Annotated in this window: 17 protein-coding genes; 6 read left to right on the forward strand and 11 right to left on the reverse strand. The window is 44.2% G+C overall.

The features are described 5' to 3' along the window. Nucleotides 1-4 precede the first annotated feature (4 nt). Nucleotides 5-670 carry a hypothetical protein gene (locus A587_RS0104615; RefSeq protein ID WP_017216600.1) on the reverse strand — a complete coding sequence of 222 codons (666 nt, stop codon included), beginning with the start codon at nucleotides 668-670 and terminating at the stop codon, nucleotides 5-7. A 146-nt stretch (nucleotides 671-816) separates the two neighbouring features. Here A587_RS0104615 and A587_RS0104620 point away from each other — a divergent pair, with 146 nt between their 5' ends. Continuing rightward, a complete protein-coding gene (locus A587_RS0104620; protein WP_017216601.1) occupies nucleotides 817-1,587 on the forward strand; it encodes a kinase in 771 nt (256 codons plus the stop codon). A gap of 35 nt (nucleotides 1,588-1,622) precedes the next feature. Here the strand turns inward: A587_RS0104620 and A587_RS0104625 are convergent, their stop codons facing one another. From A587_RS0104625 to A587_RS0104665, 10 genes are all read right to left on the reverse strand, one after another. Continuing rightward, nucleotides 1,623-2,471 (reverse strand): Tim44 domain-containing protein, encoded by an 849-nt coding sequence (locus A587_RS0104625; protein ID WP_017216602.1) that lies wholly within the window; start codon nucleotides 2,469-2,471, stop codon nucleotides 1,623-1,625. 144 nt (nucleotides 2,472-2,615) lie between these two features. After that, nucleotides 2,616-3,335, reverse strand: a complete 720-nt coding sequence (locus A587_RS0104630) for a DUF3379 family protein (RefSeq protein ID WP_010379259.1) — start codon at nucleotides 3,333-3,335, stop codon at nucleotides 2,616-2,618. Then, a complete protein-coding gene (locus tag A587_RS0104635) occupies nucleotides 3,335-3,850 on the reverse strand; it encodes a sigma-70 family RNA polymerase sigma factor (RefSeq protein WP_010605216.1) in 516 nt (171 codons plus the stop codon). Before A587_RS0104635 ends, A587_RS0104630 begins: the two co-directional genes overlap by 1 nt. A 156-nt stretch (nucleotides 3,851-4,006) precedes the next feature. Beyond that, a complete protein-coding gene (locus A587_RS0104640) occupies nucleotides 4,007-5,638 on the reverse strand; it encodes a BatD family protein (protein ID WP_017216603.1) in 1,632 nt (543 codons plus the stop codon). Beyond that, a complete protein-coding gene (locus A587_RS25390) occupies nucleotides 5,632-5,808 on the reverse strand; it encodes a hypothetical protein (RefSeq protein ID WP_212749188.1) in 177 nt (58 codons plus the stop codon). Before A587_RS25390 ends, A587_RS0104640 begins: the two co-directional genes overlap by 7 nt. 128 nt (nucleotides 5,809-5,936) lie before the next feature. Then, nucleotides 5,937-7,604 (reverse strand): vWA domain-containing protein, encoded by a 1,668-nt coding sequence (locus tag A587_RS23800; RefSeq protein WP_332306256.1) that lies wholly within the window; start codon nucleotides 7,602-7,604, stop codon nucleotides 5,937-5,939. A 4-nt stretch (nucleotides 7,605-7,608) separates the two neighbouring features. Beyond that, nucleotides 7,609-8,592 carry a vWA domain-containing protein gene (locus A587_RS0104650; protein ID WP_017216604.1) on the reverse strand — a complete coding sequence of 328 codons (984 nt, stop codon included), beginning with the start codon at nucleotides 8,590-8,592 and terminating at the stop codon, nucleotides 7,609-7,611. Further along, a complete protein-coding gene (locus tag A587_RS0104655) occupies nucleotides 8,585-9,016 on the reverse strand; it encodes a DUF4381 domain-containing protein (protein ID WP_017216605.1) in 432 nt (143 codons plus the stop codon). Before A587_RS0104655 ends, A587_RS0104650 begins: the two co-directional genes overlap by 8 nt. Beyond that, a complete protein-coding gene (locus A587_RS0104660; RefSeq protein WP_017216606.1) occupies nucleotides 9,017-9,970 on the reverse strand; it encodes a DUF58 domain-containing protein in 954 nt (317 codons plus the stop codon). 4 nt (nucleotides 9,971-9,974) lie between these two features. Continuing rightward, on the reverse strand, nucleotides 9,975-10,931 hold the full coding sequence (locus A587_RS0104665; RefSeq protein WP_010377722.1) for an AAA family ATPase: 957 nt from the start codon (nucleotides 10,929-10,931) through the stop codon (nucleotides 9,975-9,977). A gap of 268 nt (nucleotides 10,932-11,199) precedes the next feature. On the opposite strand from A587_RS0104665, the gene fadI reads away from it, so the two are divergent. The 5 genes from fadI (at nucleotide 11,200) to A587_RS0104690 (ending at nucleotide 18,106) form a co-directional block, all read left to right on the forward strand. Continuing rightward, nucleotides 11,200-12,510 (forward strand): acetyl-CoA C-acyltransferase FadI, encoded by a 1,311-nt coding sequence (gene fadI / locus A587_RS0104670; protein WP_017216607.1) that lies wholly within the window; start codon nucleotides 11,200-11,202, stop codon nucleotides 12,508-12,510. Then, nucleotides 12,510-14,612: a fatty acid oxidation complex subunit alpha FadJ gene (gene fadJ, locus A587_RS0104675; protein ID WP_017216608.1), complete on the forward strand. Its 2,103-nt coding sequence runs from the start codon at nucleotides 12,510-12,512 to the stop codon at nucleotides 14,610-14,612. Before fadI ends, fadJ begins: the two co-directional genes overlap by 1 nt. A gap of 207 nt (nucleotides 14,613-14,819) precedes the next feature. After that, a complete protein-coding gene (locus tag A587_RS0104680) occupies nucleotides 14,820-16,352 on the forward strand; it encodes a sensor domain-containing diguanylate cyclase (RefSeq protein WP_017216609.1) in 1,533 nt (510 codons plus the stop codon). 76 nt (nucleotides 16,353-16,428) lie between these two features. Beyond that, complete coding sequence (locus tag A587_RS0104685; RefSeq protein WP_017216610.1) at nucleotides 16,429-16,995, forward strand: elongation factor P hydroxylase; 567 nt, start codon at nucleotides 16,429-16,431, stop codon at nucleotides 16,993-16,995. Next, on the forward strand, nucleotides 16,985-18,106 hold the full coding sequence (locus A587_RS0104690) for an ATP-NAD kinase family protein (protein ID WP_017216611.1): 1,122 nt from the start codon (nucleotides 16,985-16,987) through the stop codon (nucleotides 18,104-18,106). The genes A587_RS0104685 and A587_RS0104690 overlap by 11 nt, the downstream gene beginning before the upstream one ends. The last annotated feature ends 12 nt before the right edge of the window (nucleotides 18,107-18,118 follow it).

Here is an 18,118-nt window from a genome sequence, read left to right on the forward strand (position 1 = left end):
TTTCTTAGAAAGGATCAGGACATTTTCCTTTGCAAGGGTAGCCATTCCATCTGAGGATGATATTTCGCGATGTTGAGGATGAATAACCATCGTTATCACGAACTTTAGCCATTACATTGAAAGAGTCTCCATCTTGTCCAACAAGTTCAGTGGATGAACCACTCTGTTTTACGCCATTAACCCAAAGCTCCTGAGAACCAATCGAACCATCTTTATCTCTGGCAACGATATACACATGTCTATTAGCACTACCAGCTATTGCGCTATGCCAAATTTCGACCGACGGTTTATAGTCACACACAGTTTCATAAACGGCTTCCGAATGAGAAAAAGGAACATTATGTGCTGTACAAGATACTAAGTGAGTTTCTCGTAAGCGTGCGCCAGTAACTCCGGTAACCCACTGTTCTACTAATTCTTGTAGCTGAGCGCTATTTGAAGTTTGTAATGGTATATACTTGCGAATTGTAACAAAGTTATCATCCACGACATGACAACTTCCAATTCCAGAGGGACATGTGCTGTAGGCATATTCACCTACGCACGAAGCTTCACCTTCATAAAAGTTTTTAGTACCTGTTTGCTCGCTTCTGCAGTTAACCGGTTCATACTCTACGGCATTTGAGAGGCATGAAACACACATTAGAATTGAATAGATTATTACTTTCATACGTTTTCCTTGTTGTTTTTATATTGCATACAAAAGATACATTTTTGTTCATTAACTGTAAATGTTTGGTATTTTGATTTTTTTGGTTTTATAAAGAGGTGATCGAAATGGCTTTGGCTTATAAGTTAAAGAATAGGATAGACAAAATGTTTTCAACTGGAGACTTCTCATACCCTCTACTAGTAGGAGTTTCTGGCGTTCAGGGTTCTGGTAAATCAACACTCAGTTATTCTCTTTGTAAACAACTTAGGGAAGTTGGCATTGCCTGTAAGTGTGTGTCTTTTGATGATTTTTATTTAGACCCAGAAGAGCGGGCAGTGCTTGCTTCAAAGTTTCATCCGCTGTTTCAACAAAGAGGCTTGCCTGGTACTCATGATCTGCAACTATTACAAGGTGTTATAGACAGGTTTAAACGCGGCGAAGCATTAACTTTACCTGTATTTGATAAATCAATTGATAGGAAGTTGCCAAAATCAAAATGGCGAGAAGTTGAGGCGGGTTTACAGGTACTTATTATCGAGGGGTGGTGTATGGGAGTGGAGCCGCAGCCTAGCGATGAGTTAGCATCTCCCGTTAATCAATTTGAGCAAGAGTTTGATAAAGACGGTTCGTTTCGCTTACAAGTGAACCACATTTTATGTGAAGAGTATCAAGCTATTTTTTCACTATTAGATAGTCTCATTTATTTAAATGGAATGAGCTTCGACAGAGTATATCTGTGGCGCCTGCAACAAGAGCATATGCTCAAAGCATCGACTGGAAAGGGGATGAGTGATGAGCAAGTTAGACAATTCATTCAGCCATTTCAACGTCTTTCGGTATGGGGGATGCAAAGCTTACCAAACATCGCAGATATTGAAGTGTGTTTGGGTGAGGATAGAGAAGTTCTGCAAATAAACACTCAACTTGGTGAATAAACAAGCTGAGTGTAATTTTTGCTAAAGTTGATGATTTAGGCAGCTAGCTCTTCAACGCCAACGATTAACCAGGGTGCATCCCCCGTCGTTCTACGCTCTAAGTGCCATATTTCGTGGATAGGCTCTTCTTGCATGTCGCCCAGGTCACGATATTTACCAGTAAACTTAATGCTAACTTCCCAAACGTCAGGGTGTGTATCTGCACGGACTAACTCAGCGTCAACAAACATCACTTCAGTGTTAACGTCGCCTTGCTGCTCTCGTTCACGTTTGAACTCTTCAACCAACTCTGGGCTTAAGTATTCAGAAACTGTCGAAAAGTCATTGTTATTCCAAGCGGTTTGGATGGTTTGATAATGCTGTCTTGCGCCTTGTAAAAAGCCGTTGATATCAAAATCTCTAGGCAAATTCATAGGCACGCTACTTGCGCCAAAACCACCGCCAATTGGTCCTTGGCTTTGAAACTGCTGTGGTGGTGGCGTATTGTTGTAGCCACCCATGTGCGGCGCACCGGCATAACTTGGCTGCTGTTTTTTTGCAAGCATGCCTTTAACCAATTTGAAGATTAAAAAGGCAGCAGCAGCAAGCAAAATCATTTCAAGGAATTGAAATCCTTCAAAATCATCGCCAAGCATTGCGGCAATTAGACCACCGGCTAGTAATCCGCCAAGTACACCGGCCATAATGCCTTTTTTACTCGACTTAGGTGTCGTAGTCGATTTTGCATTTAATGCTTGTGTATCAGTTTGCTGCTTTTGTTGGGTTGTTTGTGTTTGCTGGGTTTTTCCTGAGCTCTTACTACCAAACTTCTTTCTCGCTTCAGCATTAAAACTAGCTGTAAATAAAAAAGAAACAAGGGAAAGTAACACAATGAAATGTTTCATAAAGTTCCTATATACCAAAATAACTGCCGCCATTGTAAAGAACTAACATGGCTATTTAAATAGGTATGTATCTCAATTAAATTTGTATTTTGAGAGGTTTAGTAAGGATATTGAGACACCGCCCCAAAGAGTGGGGCGGTGGCGTTATAACCAGCGTAGTGAGCTTGTCACTTCTGATTGGAAGGTTTCAATCGGCGTGCCTCGGTTTGCCACCAATATGGTGTTGGCTTTACCATCATGAGCAATCAAGCCCTCAAAGCGGCTATCACCAAAACTATCTTTGCCGTCAATCGTGCTTTGTTGACCAGCTGGCACGACAAAAACCGTGAGCGGACCAAACTCGGATTGCATAACCAAGTGAAGGCTTTTTTGGCCTTTAAAGTTACAAAATGTCGCGTAAACCACTTTACCCGGTAAGTTGTCGAACTTACCCCCAAACATCGCGAGCTTCTCGTTCACGGTTTGCAGTGACACTGTTTCTTGCTTTTGCAGTGCATTTTCTTCGTAATACACATGAGCAAGCGCATGTTCACCGGTATCGACAGGGTGTCCAAAACCACCAAAGTAAAAGACCACGGCGGCAAAAAATACACTGGCGGCAATCGCAAATGGTGCAGTAGCGCGTCTAAACCAAGACATTTTCACTACTTTGTGTTCTTCCGTTTCAAGCTCCTTTTGCTTTGCAATTATCTTATCAGCCAACCCCTCAGGCACATCAATATCGAGTGATTTTCCCAAGAAATCGTCGAAAGCTTGCATTTCTTCGACCAGTGCTTGCAACTCAGGTTGCTGTTCGGCCTGTTTCTTGACCTCTTCATCATGAGGATCAGCAACGAGGCGGCGTCGAAATTCGAGTTCATCCATCAGTTTGATGCCCCCTTTATTGGTTCATATTCAGTCGTTAAAGCGTCTTTTAGCTGGTTGCGAGCACGGTATAACCTTGTCATCACCGTGTTTTTATTCAGCTCAAGTATATCGGCGATTTCATCCCCAGAGCATCCCATCACCACTTGCAGTAGCAGTGGTTCACGATATTCTGGTGCTAAGTTGGCTATTTGTCGTTGCACAACGGTTTGCTCCATTGCATCATCCAAAGCCGAACTGGTATCGTCGACCAGCGTATCTTGTTCAACCTCCGCATAGTCAAATTGCTTGCGCTCAAAACGACGTGCATTCTCTCGTCTTAAAATAGTTAATAACCAAGGCTTTGCTGCATTTTCATCTTGTAATGAATCGAGTGCGCGCCAAGCCCGCAAAAAAGTTTCTTGTACTAAGTCTTCTGCTATTGTCGGATCGCCAGACAACCAATAAGCGAACTTATATAGCTCTTTATGGTACATCCGAACCAGTGACTCGTAGTGATGTTGTTTACTGGCCATATCTATGAGACCTATCTTTTTGCAGGTTTATTTCAACAAAAACGTATTTTATTTTAGTTGATTTTGGGAGTGTATCTCACACCAAGCATAATGGATCTGTTAATTATTTACTAACAAATCTAGTTCGTCTTGCAATAAAAAAGCGCCCTGAGGCGCTTATTGGTATAGATTGCCTAAATTTTGGCTTTTATTTGTGTGAACAGTGCTTTTTACACTGGTTTTAATTTCACCATATAGTTGAGCCAAGTCTACTTTTGCGCTATTGCCTCCATACAGCGAGCTTTGTAGCGTTTGTACTTGTGCTCGCAATGAGCTGGGCTGAAGTGCTAGCCATTGTGTCATGGTGATATTTTGTTGTTTGGTGTAGCGCAGTAGCGCTTGGTAAAAGCCCGCTGGGTTATCTTGCTTAACCGCTTCTTCAAACGAAATAAAAGGTGCTGGATTTTCATCAATGACCCTATTTACTACTGGGTTTGAGGCCGGTTTTGCTCTTAGACGCCATATTAGTAATGTTATTAGCCATAATGCGTATCCAAAAGCGGCGAGTCCCCACATCCACAGCGGGATAATTTGCTCTGTGATCACGTTGGTTTGTGTAGCAGTTGACGGACTTACGCTTGGACTTGAGAGCGGCTGCGGGATTGGAGCGGTCTGTGGTAAGGCTGGCTGATTTGGATCGTGAATTACGCTGACAGACTTACTTGGTAATGTCGCAAACTCTTCACGTTTAGTGATGGTGTTAAACCAAGGTAGTTTTACTTCGGGCAGAGTAAAATCACCGGCAAGTTGCGGTAGGTAAGCAAAAGAAATGGTTAACTGTGAGATGACTTTTCCATCTCGGGTAATTTGCTTACGTTCAGACGCGTCTGGATAAATTCTAAAGCCATTAACGTCTTCGAGCTGAATGTCAGGAAGCTGCTCTTTAGTAACACCTACTGCAGTGAGTGTTAGTGTTCGCGTGATGGGCGTCCCAACCATAAACTCGGTATCTTTGGGCTGCCATTCTTCAGAAAAATTCAAATATTCACTGGGTAGCCAGTTATCAGCAGCGTTAGCTGGGATTGGAGATACTGAAAAGTCAATGGTATTGCCAACCGCAGAAGTCGCCATTCTGCGATAGCCATCTCTGATCTGGCCGTTGAAGATCGGCGGCTCTATGCTGAAATCACCACTTTTTTGTGGTTGGATCATATATTCGCGAGTGAGCACCATGTAGCGTCGGCCGTCAATAACTTCGTATTCTTCATTGGCTTTGCCCAATTGTGTGAAATTAGCGCCATCTGAGATTGGGGCACTCAGTTGACCATCTAGTAGTTCTTTTCCTACATAGAGCTTAACAGTATAAAGCGCAGCCTGTTGAACATAGAGATTTTTTGTCTTGAGTTCGGTTTTTACGAATATATCTTCACTTTGCTGCTCATCATCACGAGCGACAACTTTTATTTCGATCGGCTGGGTCGTTTCACCATCTACTTCTAACGCAGGAATGGTGTAAGTACCCGGCGTGCGAGCAACGAGCTGCATTTGCCAGGTAGTGGAGCTTGAAACGCTACCATTAATGATACTGGTTCTTGAGCTGGTATTCACCGGGCTGGTGATAAAGTCGTTACTAAGCACGGAAACATCAGGAATGGTGCCTTTGACTTTGCCCTCAGCGATAATCGACAACGTGAAATATTCACCTGCGAGCACTGGGTTTTTGTCTACGCTGGCTGTGAGATTTTCCAATGCCAACGAGGCGTGGCTTAATATCAACAAAGACAGAAAAAATAGAATGCGTTTTACCATGATTTTTCAGCTCCTCTTGGTAGACGTCTTTGTTTGCGTTGTTGTGCTTCTAGTTGCATTTTATTTCTCAATAATATGGCCGGATCATCAGGTACTTTTCTAAGCAGTTGATTAAGCTGTTGCGCTTTCTCTATTTCTTCGGGGGTAAGTGGCCGACTATCTTGCATCATTGTAGCCTGTGCCTTTTCTTCATCCTGAGGTGATTGCTCTGGATCGGGCGTAGGTGCGGCTTGCGCTTGCTGTTGTTTTTGCTCTTGAGTTTGTTCGTCAGCTGCTTGCTGGTCTTGGCGGGCAGCATCTAGCTCTGGCTCGTTGTTGTTTTGTTTTGACCCACTTCCTGCTTGTGGATTCTGTTGCTCTTGCTGACCTTGTTGGTCTTGCTGACCTTGTTGGTCCTGCTGACCTTGTTGGTCTTGCTGACCTTGTTGGTCTTGCTGACCTTGTTGGTCTTGCTGACCTTGTTGGTCTTGCTGACCTTGTTGGTCTTGCTGACCTTGTTGGTCCTGCTGACCTTACCTTGTTGGTCTTGCTGACCTTGTTGGTCTTGCTGACCTTGTTGGTCTTGCTGACCTTGTTGGTCTTGCTGACCTTGTTGGTCTTGCTGCTCTTGCTGATCCTTTAACGCTTCGACTAACGCTTTATTATCCTTCGCTTGCGTAAACTCAGGATCTAAGGACAAGGCTTTTTCGTAGGCAGAAATTGCGTCGTCTAACTTACCAAGCCGTGCTAGCGCATTGCCTAAATTGTATTGGCCTTCTGCTGAGCTTGTTTGTTCGAGTGTTTCTACCGCTCCTTCGTAATCTCCAGCTTTATATAGGGCTGCACCTTTTAGTACCGGATTATCGGCAAGCGCTGCTTCATCGAACGCTTCATTTTGGTAGGCCTGTAGCGCGTTTTGGTCGCTATTTTTAAACCACTGTGTCCATTCATTCGCCAGCGCTTTTTGCTGCGGCAACATCGCAAAAACAACCAAAGCACTTAACATAACTGCGTGATTTCGAACCAATAGCAGTGCAAGTGGGATAAGTACAATCAGCAGATACATTCCCGCATCTACTCGCCACTTAGCACTTTCTAGGTCGCGTTTAAGCACCGATGTATTTGCACCCAAATTAGGCTTAAATGTCTCTATGTCACTGCTGTCAGCAGTATAGCTGGCAAATTTTCCACCTTTTACTCTAGCGAGTTTTTCAAGTCGAGTCGGGAATAACTTTGGCACGACTATCTGACCATATTGGTCTTTTAAAAAGCCGCCTTCAGGTAATTTGATTGGTGCGCCTTGCGCTGTACCTAAGGCATAGATACTTAAATTAAATGGGCTGTCAGAAAGAAGCTTTTGTACATCTTCTGCGTCTTCCTGTTCAAGTCCATCGGTTACCAAAATAATGTCACCATAGGTTGCACTTGCACCTGTTAACAGGCCAATGGCTTCTTCGATTCCTGCATACACGTTAGAGCCTTTTGAGGGCATGATCTCTGGACGAAGGCTCGGGATCAAGTTCTCAAGTGTGGTGACGTCCGTTGTGAGTGGCGATACAGTAAAAGCATCGCCTGCATAGGCAACTAAACCTGTTTCGCCTTCTTTAAATTGCTTTAGCATGTCTAAAGTTTTAAATCTCGCTTGCGTTAAGCGGTTTGGCGTGAGATCGGTTGAGTACATAGAATACGACATATCGAGCACTAACACTCTAGGTGCCTGAGTTTTAAAAACCGGTACTTCTTGTTTTTCGATACTTGGCCCTGCAACCGCAATAATGGCCAACAAAAAGAACACAATTCCAAGCCAAGAGTTACTTTGTTTTTGGTGTTTTTGACCATCGGCTCCCATCACCACCTTCATCAGGTGCGGTGCGATAAGTTGCGCTGATTTTTGATTAGACTTTTTAGACCATTGCAATGCACTGTATATCACCCAAGGAATGAGTAACCAAAGCAGGTGTGGGCGAATAAATTCAAATGCCATCATATATTTACCCTCTTAATTTTGTTCTTAATACGAGACTTAGCTGAGCTACAAAAAGCAAGCCGAGTATCGCGAGGAGAGGAATATAAAACAGTGAAATCTTAGGACGGAAAGTCTGTGTTTCATCACTTATCGGCTCTAGCTCATCGAGCATAGCGTAGATCTGTTGTAGGCCTTCCACGTCTTTTGCGCGAAAATATTGCCCACCAGTTTCTTTGGCGATATGTTGCAACGTTTTCTCGTCGATACTACTACCAGCCATAGAATTAAAACCAAATAAACCAAAACCGCGTCTACCATCAGAGCCAACACCAACGGTATAAATTTTTATGCCTTCTTCTCGGGCTAAGATCAGTGCTTCTTCTGGTTGAAGGTTGCCCGCGGTGTTTTGACCATCGGTCAGCAAAATCAAGATTTTGTTACTTTGTTCACGCTCACCAAAACGCTTTACCGACAAACCAATAGCATCACCAATCGCTGTGGCGCGTCCAACTAAACCAATTTGTGCCTCACTAAGCATTTGGCTAACCGTCGCTAAATCTCGGGTGAGTGGCGTTTGCAAAAACGCGGTGTCACCAAAAAGAATAAGTCCCAGACGATCTCCTTGGCGCGCTTCGATAAAGTCGCTAACAACAGCTTTGACGACAGACAATCTGTCTACTAAGCGACCTTGGTATTCCATATCTTGCTCTGTCATTGAAGCCGACAAGTCAACAGCAAGCATAATATCGCGTCCCTCGTTTGGCACAACGATTGGGTCGTCAAGCCAAGTCGGGTTTGCCGCTGCGGTTACCAGTAGTAGCCAGATGAGTGTTTCTACTAGGCTTACTTTTGCGCGTTTATTGAGTTGATTTGTGCTCGCGAGTTGTAACTTTGCGGCACTTGGCATACGAATATTGATGTTGGTCTGCGCGATACTCGGTTTAAACTTCGCAATTAGCCAAGGCAGAGGTAACAATAAAAAGGCAAGGGGCCAACTAAACTCAAACATCGAGGCGCTCCTTCACTTTGAAAGTATTAATCGCACGACATAGTTTATCGCTGAGTGCGGGGTCTTGAGTCGGCGCATATAACGAGTCGAGCTCTTGCTGAGTGAGTTCAACGCGTGTGAGTCTTGCTTGCAGCGATAACCATTCTTGGCCCGATCTACTCGCAGCGATATCACCGTAATAATGTTTTACTAAACGTTTGAGTATGGTGTGTAATTTTTGGGCATTATCCTGCGAATGACTCAGTTTTACGGCTTCCTTTTTTGCCTTTAAAAATTGCTGGCGACGATACAATAGCCAACACATAACCCCAAATATTGTGAGTAGAACACAAATGGCTCCCCACATTGGATAAGAAAGTGGCCACCAGCTCACGCTTTGAGGGATGACCACATCATTAAGCTGGTCGAGTGGATTGACTTGCATTTAACCCCTCATGATTTGTAATTCGATTGGTAATGACGCGTCGTACTTTTGTAACGACATACCAGAGCGCTTAAGTAGCGCTAATCTTCGATTGAAAAAGTCAGACGCATTTTGCGAGAATTTGTCTCTAAATTGCTTGTCCATCAAGGGCAATGTCCAGTTCTGTTCACCAGCTGAGACCTCAATCGCTTGACTGTATTCAGGTAGATGATGCTCAAAAGGATCGCTTACCATACAACCAATTACTTCGTTATGGCGAGTGGCACGCTCTAGCAATTTAAAGCTTTCATCATTCAACTCCGTAAAGTCCGAAATGAGATAAATCAGGCTGCCGGGTTTGGCTAGATGCACAAGTCGTTTTAAATTCTCATTGAAACGATCCCCCGAGGGTTGGGTCTCTTTTTGAATTAATGCTTGTTCGTGTAGGGCACAAAACTGATGAGCTAGCGCAAGCACTCCACGGTCGCGAGCAATCGGTTTTAGCTCGTGGTGATTGCTGTCATTAAATACCACACCACCAACACGATCGCCGCGTTGGCATGCAGCCCAAGACACCAAAATGCCTAAGTGTGCCGCAAGCACCGACTTAAGTAACAGCTTTGAACCAAATAGCATGCTTGAGGAAAAGTCACAAAATACAAAAACGGGACGTTCTTTCTCTTCTTGAAAGAGTTTCGTGTGTGCTTCACCGGTACGCGCGGTAACGCGCCAGTCAATCGCACGAATATCATCACCATATTGGTATTGTCTGACTTCAACGAACTCCATACCTCGACCTTTATGCGGTGCGAGGTATTGTCCTGATTGAGCACTTTTCACTTTTCCTCTCGGTTTGAGCGAAAGTAAATGCGCTTTGGACTTATAAAAAAGTAGCTCTTTCAGGCCGAGTTCGACACCATTACTGTGGCTTTCATTAAACCAGCTGGCTGAATTAAACTGCTTGATGTCGTTCATAGTATTATGGAACAGCAACCAATTCTAAAATCTTACTGATCACCTGATCTTTGGTGATCCCATCCGCCTGTGCTTCATAACTCAGCACGATACGGTGGCGTAGCACGTTATGCACCACAGCTTGAATATCTTCTGGTGTGACAAAGTCTCTGCCTTGTAGCCACGCATGAGCACGAGAACATTTATCAAGCGCAATTGTAGCTCGAGGGCTCGCACCATAATCAATCCAGCTTGCAAGCGTTGCATCAAAGCGTTGTGGCTGTCTGGTCGCAATAATCAATTGCACAAGATATTGCTCTAGTGGCTCAGCAAGATGCATGCTTAGTACGGTTTTACGGGCCTCAAATAGGGTTGCTTGACTAATCGGTGTGAAGGTTGCTTGGTACTCCTCCAACGCCTCGCCACGAGTGAGGCGCAAAATATCAACCTCGGTTTCTGCATCCGGATAATCGATATTTAGATGGAGTAAAAAGCGGTCAAGCTGCGCTTCAGGTAACGGATATGTACCTTCTTGCTCAAGCGGGTTTTGTGTTGCCATTACCATAAATAGCTCAGGTAACGGATACGTTGTTTTGCCAACGGTTATTTGGCGCTCAGCCATTGCTTCTAGTAGCGCTGATTGCACTTTGGCTGGGGCTCGGTTGATTTCGTCAGCCAAAATCAAATGATGAAAAAGCGGGCCTTTCTCAAATACAAATTCATTGGTTTGTTGGCGATAGATATCTGTACCAGTTACATCAGACGGCAATAAGTCTGGGGTAAATTGGACGCGTTGGAAGCTCCCTTCAATGCCTTTAGCCAGCGCATTTACTGCACGGGTCTTAGCAAGACCAGGGGGGCCTTCAACCAATAAATGACCATCTGCTAAAAGCGCGATAAGCAAGGATTCGGTCAGTGCACTTTGTCCTAAAATTTGGGTATCTAAATATTCTTTTAGTTGAGAAAACTCGTTTACTGCCATGAGACTGCCTTTTAAGCCGACAAAAATAAAAATAGTTATATGGACGCGGAATGAATAATCAAGTTGATTAGACCCATAATTTTAGAAAAGTTCATAAATTTTAAATAACAATTTCAAATACTTTGAGATTGCTTGAAAAAGCATCTAAAGTTGGTTTTCACGGTTTAAAAAGCAGCCATTTCGTGCTTTGCTATTGGCAACTTCGATTTGGTTGTTTAAAATCGGAGGAAATTAACAGGTCAGACCTGTCAGCGGGAGAGCAAAATTCATGTCTGAACAAAACATACTAAAAACATCAAAAGGCGACCGAATCGCTATCGTGAGCGGCCTGCGTACGCCATTCGCAAAGCAAGCTACCGCTTTTCACCACGTTCCAGCCCTAGATTTAGGCAAAATCGTCGTCAACGAAATGCTTGAGCGTTTGAACTTCGATCGTAAAGAAATCGACCAACTGGTATTCGGTCAAGTTGTACAAATGCCGGAAGCACCAAACATTGCGCGTGAAATCGTGCTTGGCACTGGCATGCCAGTTTCTGTTGACGCTTACTCTGTATCACGTGCATGCGCAACCAGTTTCCAAGCGATTGCTAACGTTGCAGAGAGCATTATTTCAGGCCAAGTGAGTGTGGGTGTTGCTGGTGGTGCGGATTCTTCATCAGTGCTACCGATTGGCGTGAGCAAAAAGCTTGCAGGTAGCCTTGTTGACTTGAACAAAGCACGTACACTTAAGCAGCGTTTACAGATTTTCTCAAAGCTAAGACTCAAAGACTTACTGCCAGTGCCACCGGCAGTTGCAGAATATTCTACTGGCTTATCAATGGGGCAAACCGCTGAGCAAATGGCTAAGACTCACGGGATCAGCCGTGCAGATCAAGATGCGATGGCGCACCGCTCACATACCTTAGCTGCAAAAGCATGGTCGGAAGGCTTATTAAATAATGAAGTGATGGCTGCCCATGTTGAGCCATACAAAAGCTTTATTGATAAAGATAATAACATCCGTGAAAACTCCTCATTGGAAAGCTACGCCAAGTTAAAGCCTGTATTTGACAGGCAGCACGGCTCAGTAACCGCAGCAAATGCAACGCCACTGACCGATGGTGCAGCGGCAGTATTAATGATGAGCGAAAGCAAAGCCAAAGCACTTGGCTACGACATCTTAGGTTATGTGCGTAGTTTCGCCTTCTCTGCAATCGGCGTACACGAAGATATGTTGATGGGTCCTGCACATTCAACGCCTGTAGCTCTTGACCGTGCGGGTGTTACCCTTGCTGATCTTGACCTGATAGAAATGCATGAAGCTTTCGCAGCACAAGCGCTGTCCAATATGAAAATGTTTGGCTCAGACAAATTCGCGCAAGAAAAACTTGGTCGCAGTAAAGCAATTGGCGAAATCGACATGGATAAGTTTAACGTGCTTGGTGGTTCACTTGCATATGGTCACCCATTCGCAGCAACCGGCGCACGCTTGATCACGCAAAGCCTACATGAGCTTAAGCGCCGCGGCGGTGGTCTTGCATTGACAACTGCCTGTGCTGCAGGTGGTCTTGGAGCAGCATTCGTATTGGAGAGCGCATAATGTCAGTATTTTCTTATGAATTAAACGACCATAAAGTCGCCATCGTCACCATCGACGTGCCGGGCGAAAAAATGAACACCTTACGTGATACATTTGCTGATGAATTATTAGAGATCATCGCAAAGAGTAAGCAAGACGATGTAACGGGTATGGTTTTTATCAGTGGTAAAGACGATAACTTTATCGCGGGTGCAGACATTAAAATGCTAGACAGCGCGAAAACCCGTGAAAATGCGTTAGCGATTTCGGAAATGTGTCATAAAACCTTCTTTAAATTGGCTGATTTACCATTCCCGACCGTTGCTGCGATCCACGGGGTAGCACTGGGTGGCGGCTTGGAGTTTGCGCTGGCGTGTGATTACCGTGTATGTACTGAAGACAGCAAGACTAAACTGGGCCTTCCAGAAGTACAGCTTGGTCTATTGCCTGGTGGTGGCGGTACACAGCGTCTACCGAAATTAGTTGGTATTCAAAAAGCACTTGAATGGATGCTAACTGGTAAACAAGTTCGACCTAAGCAAGCGAAAAAAGCGGGCCTGGTTGACGATTCTGTACCACACAGTATTTTACTCGACGTAGCGGTGAAGCTTGCAAGAAAAGGTAAGCCTAAGCCTCGCAAACCGAATTTAGACAAAATTAGCCAATTGCTAGAGTCTAACCCGTTCGGACGCAATATCATTTTCAAAAAAGCACAAGAAAATGTTGAGAAGAAAACGGGTGGTCACTATCCCGCGCCGCTCGCTATCATCAAAGCGGTACGTGCATCTGTAGAGCTGGACAAGCTTAAAGGTTATAAAACCGAAGCCGAGGGTTTTGCTGATTTAGTGATGTCTGAAGTATCACGCTCGCTACGTGGGATTTTCTTTGCGACAACGGAAATGAAAAAGGATTTCCAAGGTCAAGATCTTGCTCCTGTGAAGCGTGTTGCAGTGCTAGGTGGTGGCTTAATGGGCGCAGGTATTACCCATGTTAGTGCGGTTAAAGCAGGCACTCCGGTACGTATTAAAGATGTTGCGCATCAGGGCATTAGCAACGCATTAAATTACAGCTATAAGATCCTAACTCAACGCCAAAAGCGTCGTATTATTTCAAAGGCAGAGATGCAGTCAACTTTGAATATGATCACGGGGACAACAGATTACTCTGGTTTTAAACACACAGACATGGTGATCGAAGCCGTATTTGAAGACTTAGACCTTAAACAGTCGATGGTGGCGGATATTGAACGCGAATGTAGTGAGAGTACGATATTTGCAAGTAATACGTCATCATTACCAATCGGTCAAATCGCTGCAAAAGCGACGCGTCCTGAAAACGTAATTGGTTTGCATTATTTCTCGCCAGTAGAAAAAATGCCGCTGGTGGAGATCATTCCGCACGAAACTACTAGTGATGAGGTTATTGCGCGCACTGTGGCTTTTGCTCGTAAGCAGGGGAAAACCCCAATAGTAGTAAAAGATAAAGCTGGCTTTTACGTAAATCGTATTCTGGCACCTTATGTTAACGAAGCGGCAAATCTTTTGCTTGCTGGTGAACCGATAGAGAAAATCGATCAAGCTTTGGTTGAGTTTGGTTTCCCTGTTGGTCCCCTTGCGCTTCTTGATGAAGTAGGTGTAGACATTGGCTCTAAGATTGCGCCAATTTTAGAAAAAGAATTAGGTGCTCGCTTTAAGGCGCCGGATGCTTTTGCACGTATGATAGATAGCAAACGCCTAGGTCGCAAATCTGGTCGTGGTTTCTATACCTATGAAGGTAAAAAAGGCAAGCAAGTGGACGAGTCTGTTTATGAGTTACTCGGTGTCACGCCTTCTCCTAAATTGAATAAACAAGAAATTGCGAACCGCTGCGTTGCACAGATGCTCAATGAGGCTGCGCGCTGTCTTGATGAAGGTATTATCCGTAATGCAAGAGATGGTGATATCGGTGCTATTTTTGGCATTGGTTTCCCTCCATTCTTGGGCGGTCCATTTAGCTATATGGACAAAAAAGGCGCCAATAAGGTGTGTTCAGAGCTATCAACATACGCTGCTGACAACCCTGTATTTACACCTGCGGAGCCGCTACTTGCAATGGCCGAAGAAGGCAAAGCTTATTACGAGTAACGATACCAATTTATCTAATACTCGCTTAAAAATATCCTATCTGTAAGCCGCTGTAATGCGGCTTTTTTCGTTCTCTGGTCTAGACTTAATAGCTGTAATGGTATGTAACTTTTGTACCATCGACATGGATTCTACAGCACCTAGACGGTCTCTAATTTCTTCTTTCTACTGCGCTCTAGGATTTGCTGAATTTGGACAGCAGAGTATATGAATAAACGTATTTTTTTGCAGATCAGTGGCTTAGTTATTTTTACTATTTTGGTGAGTGGTGGCCTATTTTATTGGTCCACTTTGTTAAACCACTCCATTTCCTCATTTCATCAGTCATGGCAATCAGAAACTGAAGTTGCAATTAAGCGTGCTGAACTGCTAGCTGAGCTGGAGCGTAGCTTTGGTTATAACGGCTTTATTCATCACTTCAAAAATTATGTCCTACGCCAAGACGAGATTTATTACGAACAGGCTTTAGCTGATGTTGAAGCGACCAAAGCGACAATCTTAAAATTACAAAGTACGGCGCTAAGCAGCCAAGAGACAAAGGCATTAGCCGTTATTCAACACACCTTTGATGAATATACACAAATGCTTGCGCTTGCTAAGTCAAAATTCACATCGAGAAGATTGAGCTCTGAGGCTGTGGATCGTTTAGTGAAAGTAGATGACACGGACGCAGAAGCTGCATTTAATTATTTGCGTAAGTCAATTGGAGAGAAATTTGAGCTTGCAAAGCAAAACCAATCGGTAAAGCTTGCTCAAACCCAAGAATTGAGTAACACCGGTATATTGTTGCTGCTACCAATAGTCTTGTTGTTTGCTTGCTTGAACATCTTCACGCTCATTTTTGTGGTTAAACTTATCAACGAAAAGCGAAAGTTATTCAACTCTACTCCTGATGCTATTTTATATTGTGACAAAAATGGTCGGCTTAAAGAAGTCAATAAGGCCTGTACTGACTTATTTGGTTATCAGCCACAAGAATTATTAGGTATGCAGGTTGAAGACCTCATTCCAGAGCGGTATATAAGTAAACATGTCGCGGACAGAGAAAAGTTCCGAGGCACCTCTACGATGCGCAGAGTGACGTATGATGGCCTTAAAATTGTAGGACGGCACCGATCAGGTGCGGAGATCCCGGTGGATATCGCATTATCCACGGTGTCCGTCTCTAAAAATGATATTTTTATTGCGGTGATCCGAGATTTACGTCAAGAACAAGAATTGAAGAACCGGGCTGAACTGGATTTCTTAACCCAGGTTATGAATCGCAGAAAGATTGAAGCGCTGCTGAAAGAAGAAGTACAGCGGGCCATACGCTATCATCGAGCGCTATCGCTATTGGTAATCGACGTTGATCATTTTAAACAATTAAATGACACCGCAGGACATCAAGATGGTGATAATGCATTGAAGGAAGTTGGGCAATTCTTAAGAGAGCAGGCACGACCAAGCGACCATATTGGACGATGGGGTGGTGATGAATTTGTGATTATCTGCCCTGAAACTCGGCCTGATGCCGCGCTTAATTTCGCACAACGACTGGTACATGAATTTACCCGTTTCACCAGTTTTGGACTGACATTTAGCATTGGCGTGGCAGGATATGAGCTTATTGGTGAAAGCTTTAATCACAAACGATGTTTTGAAGAAGCTGACTTAGCCCTCTATGAGTCGAAAAAGTCAGGTCGAGATCGTGCTTCGCTTTATATCGCGCCACGCAGTTCTCTTGACAAAAAGGCATAGTCTAAAACGAGATCTTTTACTTTGGCCGTTAAAAACCTTACAATTTGCGCCCAGTTTAGACTTGTGGCGGATGTTGATGCATAAAATAGAAGACCTCATTGCTGTTTTTAATGGGTTATTCCTGCACACGCTTAACACGGAGCTGGTAGTGGGCGACGATGAACCTATCTATCTACCTGCAAATGAATCATACCCTCATCACCGCATTATTTTTGCTCATGGCTTCTATGCCAGTGCTTTGCATGAAGTTGCACATTGGCTCGTTGCGGGTGAGGCACGTCGGCAACTCGAAGATTACGGCTACTGGTATTGTCCCGATGGACGAGATAAAGCGCAGCAGCTCGAATTTGAAAAAGTGGAAGTGAAACCACAAGCGATTGAGTGGGCGTTAAGTGTCGCGGCTGGTTTTTCATTTAATGTTTCCGTTGATAACCTCAATGGTGAACAAACTTGCCGTTTCAGCTTTCAACAACGAGTACATCAGCAAGTGTTAGCTTTATTAGAAAATGGATTTAATACCAGAACGACTCAACTACTCAACGCATTAAGCAATTTTTATAATACACCTTGGCCGTTACGCCAGCAGCAATTTAACTGGGATATCCCGACAGAGCTAAGCATGGAGTTTGACGATGCAATTTAAGCTTGGACTTATCATCAATCCTTTAGCTGGGCTTGGTGGGAGCGTTGCACTAAAAGGTAGCGATGGTGCAGAAACAGCCCAACAAGCGTTGGCGTTAGGTGCTGAGCCTCGTGCTAATCAGCGAGCAAAAACGGCTTTAACACAACTGCTTCCACATCAACAAAACATCGAAATATTTACTGTTAACGGTGAGATGGGGGAGCGTACGGCAAAAGAGCTGGGTTTTAACACCCAAGTGATTTACCAAACTCAAAGCACGGCAACTCGTCCTGAAGATACCGAGACTGCTGCGCAAATGATGCAGCAGCTCGGTGTCGATTTGATTTTGTTTGCTGGTGGCGATGGCACTGCCCGTAACATTTGCCACGCAGTGGGTGATTCATGTCCTGTACTTGGGATCCCTGCTGGGTGCAAAATTCATAGCGGCGTATACGCGATAACGCCAAAAGCAGCAGGTAGAGTCGTTGAACTTTTGGTTACCGGAGAGCTCGTCTCTATTGGCGAAGCCGATGTGATGGACATTGATGAAGCTGCATTTCGTGAAGGGACTGTGCGCGCTAAGCGATTTGGTGAAATGCAAGTGCCGACCGAGCTGAGATATGTGCAAGCGGTGAAAAATGGTGGCAAAGAAAGCGATGAGCTGGTGTTGGCAGATATCGCCGCCTATGTGGTTGCTGAAATGGAAGAAGACGAAACCTACATTATGGGATCTGGTTCGACCGTTGCAGCAGTGATGGAAGAGATGGGACTTGATAATACACTTCTTGGTGTTGATGTGGTAAGGGACCAAGCGCTGATCGCGCAAGATCAAACCGCGCAGCAATTGTTGTCGCTTGCTGATGACAAAACAAAGCTAGTGATCACATTAATTGGTGGGCAAGGACACATTTTTGGCCGCGGTAATCAGCAGCTAAGCCCTAACCTCATCAAAAAAATCGGTAAAGATAATATTATCCTTATCGCCACAAAATCGAAATTAAAGGCCTTAAATGGTCGTCCTTTAATTGCTGATACCGGTGACGAACAACTTGATGAGTCCTTAGCTGGATTTATTAAAGTGATCACTGGATTCAATGACCATGTAATGTACGCCATAGGCCATCAAGAATAATTTAGGAATAAA

The organism is Pseudoalteromonas sp. NJ631 (assembly GCF_000276645.1).
Lineage (GTDB): Bacteria > Pseudomonadota > Gammaproteobacteria > Enterobacterales > Alteromonadaceae > Pseudoalteromonas > Pseudoalteromonas piscicida.

Coding starts and splice junctions, on each gene's coding strand:
- A587_RS0104615 (WP_017216600.1), bottom strand. CDS start 670: ATGAAAGTAATAATCTATTCAATTCTAATGTGTGTTTCATGCCTCTCA.
- A587_RS0104620 (WP_017216601.1), top strand. CDS start 817: ATGTTTTCAACTGGAGACTTCTCATACCCTCTACTAGTAGGAGTTTCT.
- A587_RS0104625 (WP_017216602.1), bottom strand. CDS start 2,471: ATGAAACATTTCATTGTGTTACTTTCCCTTGTTTCTTTTTTATTTACA.
- A587_RS0104630 (WP_010379259.1), bottom strand. CDS start 3,335: ATGGATGAACTCGAATTTCGACGCCGCCTCGTTGCTGATCCTCATGAT.
- A587_RS0104635 (WP_010605216.1), bottom strand. CDS start 3,850: ATGGCCAGTAAACAACATCACTACGAGTCACTGGTTCGGATGTACCAT.
- A587_RS0104640 (WP_017216603.1), bottom strand. CDS start 5,638: ATGGTAAAACGCATTCTATTTTTTCTGTCTTTGTTGATATTAAGCCAC.
- A587_RS25390 (WP_212749188.1), bottom strand. CDS start 5,808: ATGATGCAAGATAGTCGGCCACTTACCCCCGAAGAAATAGAGAAAGCG.
- A587_RS23800 (WP_332306256.1), bottom strand. CDS start 7,604: ATGATGGCATTTGAATTTATTCGCCCACACCTGCTTTGGTTACTCATT.
- A587_RS0104650 (WP_017216604.1), bottom strand. CDS start 8,592: ATGTTTGAGTTTAGTTGGCCCCTTGCCTTTTTATTGTTACCTCTGCCT.
- A587_RS0104655 (WP_017216605.1), bottom strand. CDS start 9,016: ATGCAAGTCAATCCACTCGACCAGCTTAATGATGTGGTCATCCCTCAA.
- A587_RS0104660 (WP_017216606.1), bottom strand. CDS start 9,970: ATGAACGACATCAAGCAGTTTAATTCAGCCAGCTGGTTTAATGAAAGC.
- A587_RS0104665 (WP_010377722.1), bottom strand. CDS start 10,931: ATGGCAGTAAACGAGTTTTCTCAACTAAAAGAATATTTAGATACCCAA.
- fadI (WP_017216607.1), top strand. CDS start 11,200: ATGTCTGAACAAAACATACTAAAAACATCAAAAGGCGACCGAATCGCT.
- fadJ (WP_017216608.1), top strand. CDS start 12,510: ATGTCAGTATTTTCTTATGAATTAAACGACCATAAAGTCGCCATCGTC.
- A587_RS0104680 (WP_017216609.1), top strand. CDS start 14,820: ATGAATAAACGTATTTTTTTGCAGATCAGTGGCTTAGTTATTTTTACT.
- A587_RS0104685 (WP_017216610.1), top strand. CDS start 16,429: ATGCATAAAATAGAAGACCTCATTGCTGTTTTTAATGGGTTATTCCTG.
- A587_RS0104690 (WP_017216611.1), top strand. CDS start 16,985: ATGCAATTTAAGCTTGGACTTATCATCAATCCTTTAGCTGGGCTTGGT.